Genomic DNA, 15905 nt, shown 5'->3' on the forward strand with positions numbered 1-15905 from the left:
TCCCGTCACCCCCGCCCCCCGTCGTCGCACATCCGCAGCGCCTTCGCCGCCGAGCACGAAAGCTGGCCGTGGGCACGGATGACGCTCTCCCCGGTGCCCTGGACGACGTAGGCGAGGAAGCTCGCGGCGAGCGAGCCGGCCGGCGGGCGGTTGTAGGTGTAGGCGTACTCGACCCCGCGGTACGGGTAGTCGCTCCTGCCGTTCTCGATGTCGGCGACCGAGGCCGTGGCACCGTCGAGAGCCACGGGCCGCAGACCCTTGTGGCCGGTGGCGAGGGTGAGTTCGCTGTAGCCGATGGCGCCGGGGATCCCGGCCACGGTGTCCAGCACCTTTTGCGTGGAGTCGAGTTCGCAGCGCGTGACGGGGGCCGTGGCGTCGTCCTTGCCCACACAGTCCAGGGACGTGCTGGGGACTCGCTCCCAGGCTCCCAGGACCCGCCGCTGGAAGATCTGCCGGGTACCGGACTCGGCGTTGCGGCTGACGAGGACGACGGGCAGGTCGGGGAGCCTGGCGTCGAGCTGCCTCCAGCGCGTGATCCCACCGCGGTAGACGCGGCGTACGTCGTCCAGGGAGAGCCCCTGGCGAAGCCGGATGTCGTCGTTGACGACCAGGGTGAAGACGGACAGGGCGACCCGGGTCCCGAAGAGTTCCCGGGGCCCGTCGGCCGCGGGACCGTCGGAGAACGCGATCACGGACCCGGCGCTCCTCTCCGACCGGGCGCCCAGCGCGGCGAGGTCGTGGACCCCGGCTTCACTGCCGCGCGCGTCCATGGTGATGGCGGACCCCGCGCAGTGCTTCTCGTACTGCCGTGCCAGCTCCTGGATCGCGGGGGCGAAGGCCGTCGAGCCGGTGATCCTCAGCGTGCCCCTCTCACAGCCGATCGGGGCCGCGTTGTCGTCGCGCAGGACCACGATCGCGGCCAGGGTGACCACGCATGCCGTGAGCAGGACGGTGATGATCCGGGCCGCCCGGCTGAACAGGGGCAGCGTGTCGTCCGGCGTGGCGCTGCGGTTGGGGTGGACCTCGCCGTCCCGGATGCCGCCGACGATCCGTATCGGGCATCCCACGTCACCACCCGACAGCAGCACGAGCAGCTTGAAGTGCTCGCCCCGGTTGAGCGGGACACGCGGGATGCGCAGGGTGCCGCCCTCGTAGCTGAGCCCCGCAGCCGGGGTGAAGTGGTCCATGAGGTGGTCGGTGCCGGGCGGCTGGGTGACGGACACGCCCCGGATGGTGCGGTCGGTGAACACCGCGGTCAGACCGTGCCGTTCACGGCTCGTGTAGTCGTCCCCGGCGATGCTCTGCGAGCCGTCGTTCTCGATCCGCAGCAGCACCAGCGTGGCGTCCGCCATGCCCGGCGCCTCGTCGAACAGCCCGAGCCGCACGTTGGCGCGCCCCGAACGCACGTCGTCGCCCACCGGGTTGTCCATCTGCACCCGGTACCCGATCCGCTTGCGCCGCGGTACCCGGCGCTCGTACCAGACCATCACGGCAGAGGCGACGACACCGATCACGGCGGTCCCGACGGCCACTATGTTCTCTGCGCTCAGCCACTCCATCGCGAGCCACTCCCCCGAGCCCAACGGTGCGGTCACCGTACGACTCGGAGCGGGAACGCCCGGCGTACGCCGGATGAAGTCTCAGCGACCTTCCGCGCCGACCGCCCCGGCGTACGCCGCTTCCCGGGTACGTACGCCCGTCAGCCGCTCTTCGTGTACGTCAGGGCGTCGCCGGAGCCCGTGTTCACCCGGCGCAGAGTGCCGTCGGGCAGCAGGGTCACCTCGGAGGCGGCGCCCGGGGTGCAGGAGGAGAGCGGTTCGCCGGAGGAGACCTGGGAGGGACCGATCCGCAGCGGGCCGCCGGCGCCCGGGGCGGCGGTCAGTTCGGCCTGGAAGACGCAGTGGTACGTGCCGCTGCCGAGCGGGCCGTCCGCGGTGAGCGAGAGGACCGCGTCGCCGACCCCGCCCTGCTGGATGGTGAGCCGGCGCGTGTTGTGCCCCGTCGTGTTGTCGATGGAGGCGTCCCAGGTACCGAGGAACGCCTCCGGGACCGTCCCGCCCCCCGCCGACGGCGAGGCGGACGACTCGGAGGGGGCGGAGGAGGAGGCGGAGGCCGACGGCCCGGACTCCGTCGGACCCGGGGTCGTGGGCGCGGTGGTGGCCGGGGCCCCCTTGGAGTCGTCGGTGCCGTCGCCGCCGCCCCGCATCAGGGCGTAGACGGAGCCGCCCGCGCCGAGCGCGACGACCAGCGCCACGACGATCAGGGCGGCGGTGGAACGGCCGCTTCTGCGCGGCGGCTCCACGAGGTCGGGGACGGGCCCGCCACCGGGGCCGTACGGCGTCGTCGAGCCGTAGGCGCCCGGCGGAGCGCCCCAGCCGCCCTGTGGATAGCCGTACGCGGGCGGCCCCGTGGGACTGGGGTGCTGCTGGGGATAGCCGTACGCGGGGTGCTGGGCGGGCGGTGCGGCCGGCGGGGGCGTCCCGTGGAAGCCCCCGATCATCGTGGGGAGATGATCCGCGGAGCCCGGCTGCCCCGGCGGCGGGGTGGCGGCGTGCTCCGGGGAGACCTCGGGTACCGGCGCGGCGCCGGAGACGACGGGTTCGGCGGGTTCGGCGGGTTCGACGGGCGCATCGGGTGCGGCGGATGCCGCGGAAGGCTTGGACAGATCCACGACCGGGTCCGGGGCCCGCTCCGGGGCCGGCGGGAGCGCGGCGGGCGCCGCGTCCGGATTCTCCGTGTCCAGCAACCGCACCGCGTGCCGCCCCAGTTGGGCCACCAGCGCGCTCGGCAGCCACGGGTCACGGGACCGCCCGCCCGAGACGGTGTCCTCCGCGCCGGTCCGCTCCAGGATCTCGCCGAGCGAGGGCCGCGCCGCGGGGTCCTTGCGCAGACAGTGCCGTACGAGGTCGGCGAGCCCCTCCGGTACGCCCTCCAGGTCCGGGTCCTCCTGCGCGATGCGGAACATCATCGCGTGCACCCCGCTGCTCGTCGCCCCGAAGGGCAGCACGCCCGTGGCGGCGTACGACAGGACCGAACCCAGGCAGAAGATGTCGCACGCGGGCGTGACACGGTCGCCGCGGACCTGCTCGGGCGCCATGAAACCGGGAGACCCGACGAGCGCGCCGGTGCGGGTGAGGCCGCCGTCGGTGACGGTCTCCAGGGCGCGCGCGATCCCGAAGTCGATGACGCGCGGGCCGTCGATCGTCACCAGCACGTTGGAGGGCTTGAGGTCGCGGTGGATGAGGCCGGCCGCGTGGATGTCCTTCAGGGCGTGCGCGAGGCCGGCCGCGAGGATGCGCACGGAACGCTCCGGGAGCGCGCCGTGGTCGTGGCCGACGACGGTCTGCAGGCTGGGCCCGGCCACGTAACCGGTCGCGACCCACGGGATGTCGGCTTCCGTGTCCGCGTCCAGCACGGGCGCGGTCCAGTAGCCGCCGACCCTGCGCGCGGCCTGCACCTCCTGTCGGAAGCGGGCCCGGAATTCCTCCTGCTCGGCCAGTTCCTCGCGCACCAGTTTCACGGCGACGGTACGGCCGCGGTCGGAGCGTGCGAGATAGACGTTCCCCATCCCGCCGGCACCGAGCCGCGCCATCAGCCGGTACGCCCCGATCTGACGCGGGTCCCCGCCCCCCAGCTTCTCCATCGTCGCGCGCCCTCCCCCGTACGTCTGCAACAGCCCGAGGATAGTGCGGCCGTACGGGGAGGCGGGTGGGGTGGTGTCTACGGTTCCGTAACAGCGTCTGGCGCTTTCGTGACGCCCGTCGCGGGGCCGCCGGGCGTCACCGAGAGGTCGGCGGGCACCGCCGGGCGCCGCTCCGGCACCCGTCCCGGCCCACCCCGCCGTGTCCGCGCCAGCCGCCGTTGCGCCTCCGCGCCCGTCTCCGGGCCCCCACGCCCGACAGACTGTCGCGGAAAGCCCCGGACCGCAGACAGGACGCCGATATCGCGTCCGCTCCGTGGACACCTACGCTTCGGCGCATGACCTCTCAGCCCAACCCCCAGGTCGGCGCCGCAGTGAAGGCCGCGGACCGCGCGCACGTGTTCCACTCCTGGTCCGCGCAGGAGCTCATCGACCCGCTCGCCGTCGCCGGCGCGGAGGGATCGTATTTCTGGGACTACGAAGGCAAGCGGTATCTGGACTTCACCAGCGGGCTCGTCTTCACCAACATCGGCTACCAGCACCCGAAGGTCGTCGCCGCGATCCAGGAGCAGGCCGCCACGCTGTCGACGTTCGCGCCCGCCTTCGCCGTCGAGGCGCGCTCGGAGGCGGCCCGGCTGATCGCCGAGCGGACCCCGGGCGACCTGGACAAGATCTTCTTCACCAACGGCGGCGCCGAGGCCGTCGAGAACGCGACGCGGATGGCCCGGCTGCACACCGGGCGCCCGAAGATCCTCTCCGCGTACCGCTCGTACCACGGCGCCACCTCCACCGCGATCAACCTCACCGGTGACCCCCGGCGCTGGCCGAACGACATCGGCGCGGCCGGCGTCGTCCACTTCTGGGCGCCTTTCCTCTACCGCTCCCCCTTCCACGCGCAGGACGAGCGGCAGGAGTGCGAGCGGGCGCTCCAGCACCTGGAGGACACGATCGCCTTCGAGGGGCCGGCCACCATCGCGGCCGTCATCCTGGAGACGATCCCCGGCACGGCGGGCATCATGACGCCCCCGCCCGGTTACCTCGCCGGGGTACGGGAGATCTGCGACCGGTACGGGATCGTCTTCGTCCTGGACGAGGTCATGGCCGGGTTCGGCCGGACCGGCAAGTGGTTCGCCGCCGATCACTACGACGTGACGCCGGACCTGATGACCTTCGCCAAGGGCGTGAACTCCGGGTACGTGCCGCTGGGCGGCGTGGCCATCTCCGCGGAGATCGCGGAGACCTTCGCGCGTAGGCCCTACCCCGGGGGGCTCACGTACTCCGGGCATCCGCTGGCCTGCGCGGCGGCCGTCGCCACGATCAACGTGATGGAGGAGGAGGGCATCGTCGAGCAGGCCGCGCGGATCGGTGAGACGGTGCTCGGTCCCGGCCTGCGGGAGCTCGCCGAGCGGCATCCCAGTGTCGGCGAGGTGCGCGGTACGGGGGTCTTCTGGGCCCTTGAGCTGGTCAAGGACCGGGAGACGCGGGAGCCGCTGGTGCCGTACAACGCGTCGGGGACGGACAACGCGCCGATGGCGGCGTTCGGGGCGACCGCGAAGGCCCACGGTCTGTGGCCCTTCATCAACATGAACCGTACGCATGTCGTGCCGCCGTGCAACGTCACGGAGGGCGAGGCGAAGGAAGGGCTCGCCGTGCTGGACGCTGCGCTGGCCATAGCCGACGAATACACGGTCTGACGCCGGGGACTTTCCTCGCCCACGCCGCCCCCGCCCTCCCCCGTCATCCCCTGCCCGGGGGTCCGCCCTGGCGGGGTCGGGGGCGGAGCCGCAGGTACGGGGCGAGGAATCCCTTGCCGGAACCCCACCGCGTAAGGTGACGTGCTCATAGACGAAGCACACGCGCACGCACGCACGCGCACCCGTACGCGATGGGGGAGCGACACACCATGCCCGGCACCGGCGGCACTGGCGCCGTAACCCGCAGCACCCTGCGGCAGCAGATCGCCGACGCACTCCGCGACGAGGTGCTGGCGGGCCGCCTCCAGCCGGGGCAGGAGTTCACGGTGAAGGAGATCGCCGAGCAGTACGGCGTCTCCGCGACCCCGGTCCGCGAGGCCCTCGTCGACCTCTCGGCGCAGGGGCTGCTGGACGCGGACCAGCACCGCGGCTTCCGCGTGCACGAGTACTCCCCGGCCGACTTCCGCGGCATGGTCGAGGCCCGCAGCCTCGTCACGGACGGGATGTTCCACAGCCTCACCGAGGGCGACGGCATGAAACTGGCCGACGATCCACGCGTCCTCGCCGCCCTCGCGGGCGTCCGCCGCCGCGGTGAGGAGGCCCAGCGCGCCGCCGCCGCGGGCGACCTGAACATCCTCATCGGCTACGACCTCCGCTTCTGGCGCGAACTGAGCGCCCTCTTCGGCAACGCCTACCTGGCCGACTTCCTGCACCGCCTGCGTGTCCAGTCCTGGGTCTGCTCGGTGCAGCACCTCCGCCGGGTGGACGACCTGCGGGGGTATCTCTGGTCCGGGCACACGGAACTCGTGGACGCGCTCGCGCGGCGCGACCCGGAGACGGCGCATACGATCGTCACCGAGTACAACGCGCACTCCCTGGCCCTCATAGAACGCCTGGTCGCCGAATGAGCGCGCCACACGCCACGGACGTCATAGAGGACATGCCGGCCCCCGCCATCGACCTGTCGGTCGTCGTCCCCGCCTACAACGAGGAGCGACGGCTCGCGCCGACGCTCGACGCGATCATCGCGCACCTGAGCGACAACGAAAGCCGATTCGGCAGCTGGGAACTGATCGTCGTGGACGACGGCTCCACCGACGGCACCAAGGACGTCGTCGACACCGTCCGCGCTCGCGAACCCCGCGTCCAGCTCGTCACCAGTCCCCGCAACCGCGGCAAGGGCAACGCCCTGCGCCTGGGCGTCCTCGCCTCGTACGGCCGCCGCGTCCTCGTCACGGACGCCGACCTGGCCGCGCCGATCGAGGAGCTGGAACTGCTCGACAAGGCGCTCGGCGAGGACCACGCGGCCGCGATCGGCTCACGGGCCACGCCCGGCGCCACGATAGACACGCACCAGCACCGGCTGCGCGAGCTGCTGGGCCGCGCCGGGAACTTCCTGATACGCAGGGTCGCGGTGCCCGGCATACGCGACACCCAGTGCGGGTTCAAGCTCTTCGACGGGGAGCGGGCGCGGGAGGCGTTCGGCGCGTCGCGGCTCAACGGCTGGGGCATCGACGTGGAGGTGCTCCAGCACTTCCGCCGCTCGGGCTGGCCGGTGGCGGAGGTCCCGGTCCGCTGGTCCCACCAGCCCGGCTCGAAGGTGCGGCCCCTCGACTACGGCCGCGTCCTCGCCGAACTGGCCCTCCTCAAGGCCCGCTCCGTCCGGCCCGCGGACCTCCTCGCGGTCTCGCTCTTCCTCCTCATGGCGGTCGCCCTCTACTCCGGCCGCTGGGCGGACCCGAACGGCCGCTACCTCCCGGACTCGCTCCAGGACCAGAACCAGTGGGAGTGGTTCTTCGCGGTCACGGCGGACAACATCCGCCATCTCCACAACCCGCTGTTCACCACCCTCCAGGGCTTCCCGGACGGCGTGAACCTCATGGCCAACACGGTCATGCTGGGCCTGTCCGTCCCCTTCGCGCCGATCACCCTGCTGTTCGGCCCGGCGATCGCGCTCAGCCTCGTCATGACGCTGGGACTGGCCGCCACCGGCGCCGCCTGGTACTGGCTGATCGTCAAGCGGGTCGTGGGACACCGGGGCGCGGCGTTCGTCGGTGCCACGCTGGCCGCCTTCGCCCCGCCGATGGTCAGCCACGCCAACGCGCACCCGAACTTCATGATCCTGTTCATGGTCCCGCTGATCATCGACCGGGCGCTGCGGCTGTGCGCCGGCACCCGGGTCGTCCGGGACGGGATCGCGCTCGGTCTGATGGCGACGTACCAGATCTTCCTCGGCGAGGAGCCCCTGCTGCTCGCGTCGATGGGCATGGCGCTGTTCGCCCTCGGCTACGGGCTCGTCCGGCGCGACGCCGCCCGCGCCGCGTGGCGTCCGCTGCTCAACGGGCTGGCGGTGGCGGGGGCGGTGTGCCTGCCGATCGTCGCGTTCCCGCTGTACTGGCAGTTCGCGGGGCCGCAGAGCTACGGGAGCGTGCTCCACGGGGACAACGCCGGCAACAGCCCTCTCGCCCTGCTCTCCTTCGCCGAGCGCTCCCTGCTCGCCGGGAACGCCGACCGTGCGGGCGCGCTCTCGCTCAACCCCACCGAGCAGAACGCCTTCTACGGGTGGCCGCTGGCCGTGTTCGCCTTCGCGGTCGTCGTACGGCTGTGGGAGCGGGCGCTCGTCAAGGCCCTCGCCTTCACGGCGCTGGCCGCGGCCATGCTCTCACTGGGCCCGAAGTTCCGCATTCCGACGACCGACATCGTGCTGCCCGGACCCTGGGCGCTGCTGTCCGGCAAACCCCTCTTCGAGTCCGTCATCGAGGGACGGGTCGCGATGATCTGCGCGCCCGCGCTGGGGATGCTGGTGGCGGTCGCGATCGAGCGGCTGCTGAGCGCCCGCGGCACCGCCACCCAGTACTTCGGCGCGCTGGCCGTCGCCGCCGCGCTGCTCCCGCTCGTCCCGGCCCCTCTGAAGACGGTCGACCGGGCGCCGACCCCCGCCTTCTTCACCGACGGGACATGGCGGGCGTACGTCGACCCGGCCAGGGGCGAGTCCCTGGTGCCGGTGCCGCTGCCGGACCCTGGCGACGCGCAGGCGCTGCACTGGCAGACGGCGGCGGGCCTCGGCTTCCCCCTGCCCGGCGGGTATTTCAACGGCCCCTACGGGCCCGAGCACATCGGTATCTACGGCGCCTCGCCCCGCTTCACGTCCAACATGCTGCGCGACGTGCGGTACTCGGGCAGGGTCCCCGTGATCGGCAAGAACTGGCAGGCGCAGGCCCGCGCCGATTTCGCCTACTGGAAGGCGGGCGTGCTGGTGCTGGTCCCGCAGCCCCACCAGGACGAGCTGCGGGATGCCGTGGACAAGCTGGTGGGCCGCCCCGGCACGTGGGTGCACGGGGTGTGGGTATGGGATCTGCACGAGGGGGACTGAGGACGGGCCCCACGCATTACGCTTCCCTGACCACCGTGCTTCCCCAGGAGCTAGAGGAGCCGTCTGTTGGCCTGTGACCTGTGGCTTGTCCCGCTCGTCGACGTGCTGTGCCACACCCCCGACAACCCGTTCGCCGAGGAACTGGCGCTGTACGACAAGGTGCTGGGCGAGGCCGGGCTACCGCCGGTCCCCGTGTACGCCTACATGCCGGGGCTGTCCGGCGACGTCGCCCCGGTCGCGGGCTTCGACTACGACGCCCTGCACTTCCTGCGCCGGGCGTATCTGCTGCAGATGTGCGGTCTCGCGGTCACCCCGGTGGACGAACTCGGCGGAGACTACGAGCAGTTGCTGGAGATGTTCCAGACGAACGCCCAGCAGTCGCATCTGGTCTGGCACTACGACCACGCGGGCGCGTACGTGCCGGTCGACTTCCCGCACCCGCTCGCCAACGACGAACTCCTCGCCGGGGGCGGCCCGCTGGGTTCCTCCCACACGCTGCTGCGCGAGCTCGAGTTCGTGGCCCCTTCGATCGGCATCGACCCGGCCAATCCGCCGGCCGCCCCGCAGCCGCCGGCGGCCCCCACGGAGCTGGAGGAGCCGGCCGCTCCCGCCCCCTACGACGCGAGCCCCTTCGCCCGTGAGCGGCACGTCTGGCTGGGCCTGCACGCGGCGGCGACCCGGAGCCTCGCCCAGGGCTCGATGATCATCTTCAGCTGAGGCGCACCCCGGCCGGCCGGGGCGGGGCCCGCTCCGCGCGTCCCCCCTGGCGGCCGCCTCCGCGCCTCTCCGCCGCCCGGCCGCGGCATCGGACGCCCACGCATCCCGCGGCCGCCCCTCCGCGGCCGCGAGGCCCGCGCTGTCGTCCCTCCGCGGCCGCGAGGCCGGGCGCCTCGGAGACATCGGCGCCCGGCGCCGCCGGGCGCCGATGTACGCGCGCGAGGCAGCGTACGGCCGTCCCTCCGCGCGTCCGCGAGCCGTACCATCGCCCCTCCGCGCCTGCGGAGCCCGCACGCCGACCCCTGCGCGCCCGCGTACCCCCGACCGCCCCTCCGCGCCCGAGAGGCCGCTCCCTCGTCCCTCGATCACCTCCCCTCCGGCCCGGCCCCGCCCCGGCCTCCTCGCCCCCGCCGCACGCCGGTTCGCGGCCCCGCCGTCCCGGTCCGGTCGCGGCTGGCCCCGGCACGGTCCAGGGTCGGCCCCGGCGCGGTCCGGGGCCGGCTCCACCCTCGCTGGGCTCCGGGGCCGCCCGGACCCGCCGTGGTTTCGGGTCTGCCCCGCCCGGCCCGCCGCCCGGATGCCACGCACCCGTTCGCCGCACGCACGCACCCGGATGCCGCACACGCCAGGGGTGGGAGCCCTCGCCGTGCTGCCCCCACGGCCGTCCGTTCCCCCGGCCGAGGCGGTCCGAGGCCGGGCGGGACCGGCCGACGGTCACCGGAAGCGCGCAGTCGTGTTGCGACCGATCGGGTTGTGTCTGGGCCCGGACCGGCGTGGGACCCGACGGATGGTCCACGATGAAGTAGCAGGTCAGAGTGGTCGGGCGAGGTCCAGGGCGGCCTTGGGGCACCCGCCGGGCGACGCCGGGACGTGCGCCGGTTGCGCGGCTCGAGTGGTGAGCGGGCCGGGAGGGGCTGACGGTGGATCACGTCGGGGTCGGGTTCCCCACGTGCTGACAAATCGTCAGCGGCTCGGCTGCGACGGAAGGACTCGACAATGCGTTCTGCCCGCATGCTTCTCGCTACCGCGACGGCCACGGCCGCCCTCGCGATTGCCGCTCCCGGCGCCTTTGCCGCCACGGCGGGCGACGGTGGCCACGACGACTCCTCCTACAGCAACGAACAGGACGACGGCAGCAGGCACGAAAGGCCCAACGGCGGCATGCACACCGGCGGCGGCGCGCTCAACAAGGTGAAGATCGGTCCGCTCGCCACGGTGAAGGGCGGCACGCACACCAAGCTGAAGGGCGACGACCAGGGCGAGGAGGACGACTCGGACTGGGGCGGCGACTCCGACCAGGGCGGCAAGGGCTCCGGCCGTGGCGGGGACTCCGGCCGTGGCGGGGACTCCGGCCGTGGCGGGAACTCCGACCGTGGCGGGGACTCCGGCCGCGGTGGCGACTCCGGCCGTGACGACGAGGGCTCCGACCACGACAAGCCCCGGGGCGGCATGCACACCGGCGGCGGCGCGCTCAGCATGCGGAAGAGCGACGACTGGAACAAGGACGACGCGAAGTTCAACCCGGAGACCTACAAGAACGACAACGGGGGCAACGGCAACGGGAACGGCCGCGACAACGGCGGCAACGGCAACGGCCGGGACAACGGGGGCAACGGCAACGGCAACGGGAACGGGAACGGCCGCGACAACGGCGGGAACGGCAACGGGAACGGCAACGGGAACGGCAACGGGAACGGCCGCGACAACGGCGGCAACGGGAACGGCAACGGGTACAACAACGGCGGCAACGGCAACGGCAACGGGTACAACAATGGCGGCGGCAACGACTCGGGCCGCGACAAGCCGAACGGCGGCATCCACACCGGCGGCGGCGCGCTGGCCGGGAAGAGCGTCACCGCCGGCGGTCTCGCGGTCCTGACGCTCGGCGCGGCGGGCGTGTACGCGATGCGCCGCAGGAGCGCGGCGGGCGGCATGTCCTGACCGGTGCCCGGCGTCCCATCGGCCGAGGCCGCCGCGGGTCATCCCCGTCGTGACGGCCCGGCCGGGTTCCCCGCGTGCTGTACCCGCTCCGCTGCAGTGCCCTAGTGAGGTGGTCCCCGATGACAGCCCGGCTGTCCTCCCCTGCCGTGACCGAGTCCGTGCCGCAACGGCAGGGCTCCCGTTCCGGCGTGCCGTTCAGCGTCTGGTGCGCCGGAATCCTGCTTCTGGTGCTGGGCGTGTTCGGTGGGCACTCCAAACCGCCCGACGACTCCCGCACGCCCCACGACGCGGCCGCGCTCATGCCGTGGTCGACCCCGGTGCCGGGCAAGCACCTGCCGGAGTCCGCGCCGACCCGGCTGGTCATCCCGAAGATCGGGGTGGACGCGCCCTTCACGGCCCTCTCCGTCGACGCCAAGGGCCACCTCAACCCTCCGCCCGCGGACAACGTGAACATGGTCGGCTGGTACGCCGACGGAGTGACCCCGGGGGAAGCGGGGACCTCGATCATCGCCGGGCACGTGGACACGAAGACCTCGGCGGCCGTGTTCGCGAGACTCAGCTCGCTCAAGAAGGGGGACACCTTCAGGGTGGAGAAGGCGGACGGCCTGACGGCGTCCTTCGTGGTCGACGATGCCGAGACCTTCGAGAAGGACCACTTCCCCAACGACCGCGTGTACGCCGACACCCCGCAGGCCCAGGTCCGGCTGATCACCTGCGCCGGTGACTACGACCACAGCGCGAAGGACTACACGGAGAACCTGGTGGTCTTCGCCCACCTCGTCTGAACGGCGCCGCCGCGGCCGACGCCCCCGGCGGGAGGACGCCGACCGCGGCGCGCGGGCCGGTCGCGCGCGGCACCGGGCGGACGCGGGTGCCTCAGAACACCGGCGTCCCCTCCTGCGTCAGCTTCCAGTTGGCGTCGGCGAAGTCCGCCGGGTCGAGGGTGCCCTTGGACGTGACGTAGTCGATCATCAGCTGGCGGATCTCGTCGGTGGAGCTGTAGGCGATGTCGGCGGCCGCGATGTGCGGGTAGCCGCTGCCGCCGTTGGCGCGGTAGTTGTTGACGGCCACCACGAAGACCTGGTCGTCGGTCACCGCCGCGCCCTTGTGGCTGAGGTTCTTGATCCGGGAACCCTCGGCCTGGGCGATGTCGATGTCGTAGTCGACGCCCGCGGCGGTGTCGTACATGTAGTCCCAGAAGCTGTTGGCGTTGGTGAGGGTGGCGGTGTCCACCTTCGTGCCGGACGGGACCCGGTAGTAGTACTTCGCCGCGTACTCCAGGTAGTCCTTCAGCTGGGCGCCCGTGAGCTTCTTGCCGTAGAGGGTGTTGTCGTAGATGTAGAGCCCGGCCACGTCCCGGATGGTGACGTCGCCCTGCGGGATGTCCGCCGTACGGCTGAAGGGCGCGGCGACGGAGATGAGCGGGAGGGCCGCGTCGGCCGTCGACAGGCCGGTGGCGACGGCCGCCATCTGGACCTGGTGGATGAAGTCCATGACGGGGACGTCCTTCCAGCACGCCTCCGCCGCGGAGAGGTCGGCGGTGCAGGTGCCGACGGGCGTGTTCACGTATTTCACGACCAGCTCGTGGTCCGCCGTCAGGAGTTTGGTGATCTCCGCGTCCTCGGCGACGGTGTTGCTGTTGAGGGTCTGCGCCTTGGTGCTCGTCACCTTCCACTGACCGTGCGCGAGCTCCAGCTCGAAGTCGAAGACGGTCAGCCGCATGCCGTAGCAGTACGGCTCCGACAGGACGACGTCCTTGCCGGTCGCGGTGTTGGTGACCGTGTAGGAGGAGACCTCGGTGTGGGTGTGGCCGACGAGGATGGCGTCGATGCCGGGCACCTGCGCGGCGACCAGGTTCGAGGCGTTCTCGACGTACGGGAGCTCGTCGCCGTACGAGGACGACCCGTCGAGGCCGGAGTGGTCGGTGAGGAACACGACGTCGCAGCCCAGGGCGCGCATCCGCGGCACGTACTTCTTCGCCTGCTCCACGAGGCCCGTGAACGCCATCTTCCCGGAGACGTTGTCCTTGTCCCACAGGGCGATCCCGGGGTTGGTCAGCCCCAGGATGCCGACCTTGATGTCCGGGGCACCGGGGACCCGGATCCGCTTGACGGTGTACGGCTGGAAGGCGGGCCGGAGCGTCTTGGCGTCGAGCGCGTTGGCACCGAGCAGCGGGAAGTGGCACTGCTTCTCGAACCGGCGCAGGGTCTCGATGCCGTAGTTGAACTCGTGGTTGCCGAGCGCGGCGGCGTCGTACTTCATGGCGTTCATGGCGATCGCCATCGGGTGGACCGGGCCGCGCCTGCCACCGGCGCCGGTGATGGGGTCGACGCGGGCGTAGTAGTACGCGAGCGAGGTCCCCTGGATGATGTCGCCCGCGTCCACGAGCAGCACCCGGTCCGCGCCCTTCGCGGCCCGCTGCTGCTTGACCAGGGTGGCCACCCTGGCGACGCCCACGGAGTTGCCGGCCTTGTCCGTGTACGCAGCGTCGGTGTAGTAGTCCCAGTCGAAGACGTGGCTGTGCAGGTCGGTGGTGCCCAGGATGGAGAACGACCAGGTCCGGGGATTCTTCTCGGGCTTGCCGCCGACGGGATTGCGGTCCGCGGCCCGAGCCGGGGTCGCCGCGGCCGTCCCCGCCACGGCCACGGCCGCGCCGGTGACGGCGGACCTCTTCACGAACTCCCGGCGGTTCAGCGGGTTGACGGGCATACGGGGCTCCTGGAGACGGGGGTGACGCGGGCGGAGGAACGGGCCGTGCGGGCCGAACGGGGACTACACGCGTAGATCGTGGTCGGGTCCCGTCCCGTCCGGAACCAGGAGCAAGCCATGTCCAGGTCAAGGATGGGCATTCCGGGACCGGTCCGCATCTCGGCGCTCCCGGAATGCCCGCCGCACCGGCCGTTCAGCAGCCTTCCGCCACCGCGCGCAGCAGCAGGGTGTGGACGAGGTGGTAGCGCGCCGCGGGCCGGTAGCGCCAGGCCAGGGGCCAGGTCAGGCCGCCCAGCGCGGGCACCGGGATGTACGCGACGTGGTGCGGGCCCGCGGTGAGGCGGGTGACGCCCGGCGGCCACGAGCGGTGGGCGGTGCTGCCGGCGGGGACGAGGAAGTAGACGGCACGGCGCCCGCGGGCCTCCTCGACGACCGGGCCCGGGTTGCCCCCGGTCGCTCGCGCGAGGCGGTCGGCGACGGTGCGGCCGGGGTCTCCGTCCACCCGGACGGCGTCGAACTGGACACCGGCCTTGCGGAGTTGGATACCGGACGGCGGGATCCAGTCCGGGATCTCCGGGGTGACTGTGGGTAGCGGCAGGTTTACTTCGTCACTTTGCGTATCCATGAGGACAGTTTCCGCAGGCGGGGCTAGCGTTTCCATGACTCTGCGTCGACCGCTGACAACGGTGTGGATCGATGTGGGCTGCCTGGTGACCGGTTGAGTTCGGTTGAGTTCGGGGGTGACCGTGATGGCGCGGGCGGAGAACAAGGTGGAAGCGGGTGGGACGGCGCACATGGTCGCCGCCATGTCGAAGGCCTTCCGTGAACAACATCAGCTGACACAGGAGGAGTTGGGCAAGCAGATCGGTTACACGGCGTCCGCGATCAGCGCGATGGAGACGTGCGCGCAGCCGGCCAGCGACAAGATGCTCGTCAAGCTGGAGGAGGTGATCGGGGGTGGGTTCGGGTTGTTCGAGAAGGCTCGCAGGTTCGTGTTGCTGGAGAAATATCCGACGCGGTTCCGCGGCTTCTCGGAGATGGAGGCCGGAGCCGTGACGATCTCCTCGTACGAGACTTTGGTCGTCGACGGCTTGTTCCCGACCGAGGCGTACGCACGGGCGTTGATCGGCGGCAGCTTTCCACCGGTGTCCGAGCAGAAGCGGGAACAACTGGTCGAGGCGCGACTGACGCGCAGGCGACTCTTCGAACGGGAAGCCGTCCCGATGATCGAGCTGATCCTCGAAGAAAGCGTGCTGAAGAGGCCGTTCGGCAGCTGGGACATCATGCGCGGACAACTGCGGTCACTCGCCGAGGATGCCCGCCGGGACAACGTCTGTGTGCAGGTGCTCCCCATGGACCGTGGGCTGCGCGGAACCTACGCGGGCGATCGGGGTGCCATGAAGCTCGTGGTGACACAGGAACACGACCACGTCGTATACATGGAGATCGAGGACCAGGGCATTCTGGTCAGCGAACCTCCGCAGGTATCCCAACTCGCGCACCGCTATGCGAAGATCCGCGCACAGGCACTGAGTCCCGACGAATCCCTGCTCCTCATCGAGCAGTTGGCAGGAGAAGAACGATGACCCGCACCGGAGCACTGCGGTGGTTCAAGTCCAGCTACAGCGATGGCGGCGGCGGGAACTGCCTCGAAGTCGCCTACGAACACCGCCCCACGCGAGTGGCCGCCATCCACATCCGCGACTCCAAGAACCCCACCGGCCCCGCCCTCGCCCTCACCCCGGACGCCTGGCGCCGGTTCGCCGAGTCCGTCTGAGGGTCCCGGACACAGCACACCCCCGGGTCGGCCGAAGCCTCACCGGGGGCGCGC

12 protein-coding genes are annotated in these 15905 nt (G+C 71.9%); 8 read left to right on the plus strand and 4 right to left on the minus strand.

Features of this window, described 5'->3' with window-relative positions; genetic code table 11:
• Nucleotides 1-5 precede the first annotated feature (5 nt).
• Nucleotides 6-1559 carry a PstS family phosphate ABC transporter substrate-binding protein gene (locus ACFVTC_RS24195; protein WP_390130545.1) on the minus strand — a complete coding sequence of 518 codons (1554 nt, stop codon included), beginning with the start codon at nt 1557-1559 and terminating at the stop codon, nt 6-8.
• Between the two features lie 140 nt (nt 1560-1699).
• On the minus strand, nt 1700-3643 hold the full coding sequence (locus ACFVTC_RS24200) for a serine/threonine-protein kinase (protein WP_390130225.1): 1944 nt from the start codon (nt 3641-3643) through the stop codon (nt 1700-1702).
• A gap of 335 nt (nt 3644-3978) precedes the next feature.
• Between ACFVTC_RS24200 and ACFVTC_RS24205 the strand changes: the two genes are divergently transcribed.
• The 6 genes from ACFVTC_RS24205 to ACFVTC_RS24230 all read left to right on the plus strand — a co-directional run bounded on the left by ACFVTC_RS24205 (nt 3979) and on the right by ACFVTC_RS24230 (nt 12150).
• Nucleotides 3979-5334: an aspartate aminotransferase family protein gene (locus tag ACFVTC_RS24205; protein WP_390130227.1), complete on the plus strand. Its 1356-nt coding sequence runs from the start codon at nt 3979-3981 to the stop codon at nt 5332-5334.
• A gap of 209 nt (nt 5335-5543) precedes the next feature.
• Nucleotides 5544-6242, plus strand: coding sequence for a GntR family transcriptional regulator (locus ACFVTC_RS24210; protein WP_390130228.1), 699 nt, complete (start codon nt 5544-5546; stop codon nt 6240-6242).
• Nucleotides 6239-8707, plus strand: coding sequence for a glycosyltransferase (locus ACFVTC_RS24215; RefSeq protein ID WP_390130230.1), 2469 nt, complete (start codon nt 6239-6241; stop codon nt 8705-8707). The genes ACFVTC_RS24210 and ACFVTC_RS24215 overlap by 4 nt, the downstream gene beginning before the upstream one ends.
• A gap of 66 nt (nt 8708-8773) precedes the next feature.
• Nucleotides 8774-9424, plus strand: a complete 651-nt coding sequence (locus ACFVTC_RS24220) for a hypothetical protein (RefSeq protein WP_390130232.1) — start codon at nt 8774-8776, stop codon at nt 9422-9424.
• Nucleotides 9425-10435: 1011 nt separating this feature from the next.
• The gene (locus ACFVTC_RS24225) at nt 10436-11365 is read left to right on the plus strand and encodes a hypothetical protein (RefSeq protein WP_390130234.1); all 930 of its coding nucleotides are present in this window, start codon (nt 10436-10438) and stop codon (nt 11363-11365) included.
• Nucleotides 11366-11484: 119 nt separating this feature from the next.
• Nucleotides 11485-12150, plus strand: coding sequence for a class F sortase (locus tag ACFVTC_RS24230; protein WP_390130236.1), 666 nt, complete (start codon nt 11485-11487; stop codon nt 12148-12150).
• A gap of 91 nt (nt 12151-12241) precedes the next feature.
• On the opposite strand, the gene ACFVTC_RS24235 is transcribed toward ACFVTC_RS24230, so the two are convergent.
• Nucleotides 12242-14074, minus strand: coding sequence for a bifunctional metallophosphatase/5'-nucleotidase (locus ACFVTC_RS24235; RefSeq protein WP_390130238.1), 1833 nt, complete (start codon nt 14072-14074; stop codon nt 12242-12244).
• 193 nt (nt 14075-14267) lie between these two features.
• On the minus strand, nt 14268-14699 hold the full coding sequence (locus tag ACFVTC_RS24240; protein ID WP_390130240.1) for a hypothetical protein: 432 nt from the start codon (nt 14697-14699) through the stop codon (nt 14268-14270).
• Nucleotides 14700-14814: 115 nt separating this feature from the next.
• Here ACFVTC_RS24240 and ACFVTC_RS24245 point away from each other — a divergent pair, with 115 nt between their 5' ends.
• Nucleotides 14815-15660 carry a helix-turn-helix transcriptional regulator gene (locus ACFVTC_RS24245; protein ID WP_390130242.1) on the plus strand — a complete coding sequence of 282 codons (846 nt, stop codon included), beginning with the start codon at nt 14815-14817 and terminating at the stop codon, nt 15658-15660.
• Nucleotides 15657-15851: a DUF397 domain-containing protein gene (locus tag ACFVTC_RS24250; RefSeq protein ID WP_390130244.1), complete on the plus strand. Its 195-nt coding sequence runs from the start codon at nt 15657-15659 to the stop codon at nt 15849-15851. The genes ACFVTC_RS24245 and ACFVTC_RS24250 overlap by 4 nt, the downstream gene beginning before the upstream one ends.
• Nucleotides 15852-15905 lie beyond the last annotated feature (54 nt).

It is taken from the genome of Streptomyces sp. NPDC057950 (assembly GCF_042887295.1).
GTDB classification, from domain to species: domain Bacteria; phylum Actinomycetota; class Actinomycetes; order Streptomycetales; family Streptomycetaceae; genus Streptomyces; species Streptomyces kaempferi.

What these genes read in the sequence shown, in the direction of transcription:
- ACFVTC_RS24215 (WP_390130230.1), top strand. Translation starts at nt 6,239, where the DNA reads ATGAGCGCGCCACACGCCACGGACGTCATAGAGGACATGCCGGCCCCC.
- ACFVTC_RS24240 (WP_390130240.1), bottom strand. Translation starts at nt 14,699, where the DNA reads ATGGATACGCAAAGTGACGAAGTAAACCTGCCGCTACCCACAGTCACC.
- ACFVTC_RS24235 (WP_390130238.1), bottom strand. Translation starts at nt 14,074, where the DNA reads ATGCCCGTCAACCCGCTGAACCGCCGGGAGTTCGTGAAGAGGTCCGCC.
- ACFVTC_RS24200 (WP_390130225.1), bottom strand. Translation starts at nt 3,643, where the DNA reads ATGGAGAAGCTGGGGGGCGGGGACCCGCGTCAGATCGGGGCGTACCGG.
- ACFVTC_RS24205 (WP_390130227.1), top strand. Translation starts at nt 3,979, where the DNA reads ATGACCTCTCAGCCCAACCCCCAGGTCGGCGCCGCAGTGAAGGCCGCG.
- ACFVTC_RS24250 (WP_390130244.1), top strand. Translation starts at nt 15,657, where the DNA reads ATGACCCGCACCGGAGCACTGCGGTGGTTCAAGTCCAGCTACAGCGAT.
- ACFVTC_RS24230 (WP_390130236.1), top strand. Translation starts at nt 11,485, where the DNA reads ATGACAGCCCGGCTGTCCTCCCCTGCCGTGACCGAGTCCGTGCCGCAA.
- ACFVTC_RS24195 (WP_390130545.1), bottom strand. Translation starts at nt 1,559, where the DNA reads ATGGAGTGGCTGAGCGCAGAGAACATAGTGGCCGTCGGGACCGCCGTG.
- ACFVTC_RS24210 (WP_390130228.1), top strand. Translation starts at nt 5,544, where the DNA reads ATGCCCGGCACCGGCGGCACTGGCGCCGTAACCCGCAGCACCCTGCGG.
- ACFVTC_RS24225 (WP_390130234.1), top strand. Translation starts at nt 10,436, where the DNA reads ATGCTTCTCGCTACCGCGACGGCCACGGCCGCCCTCGCGATTGCCGCT.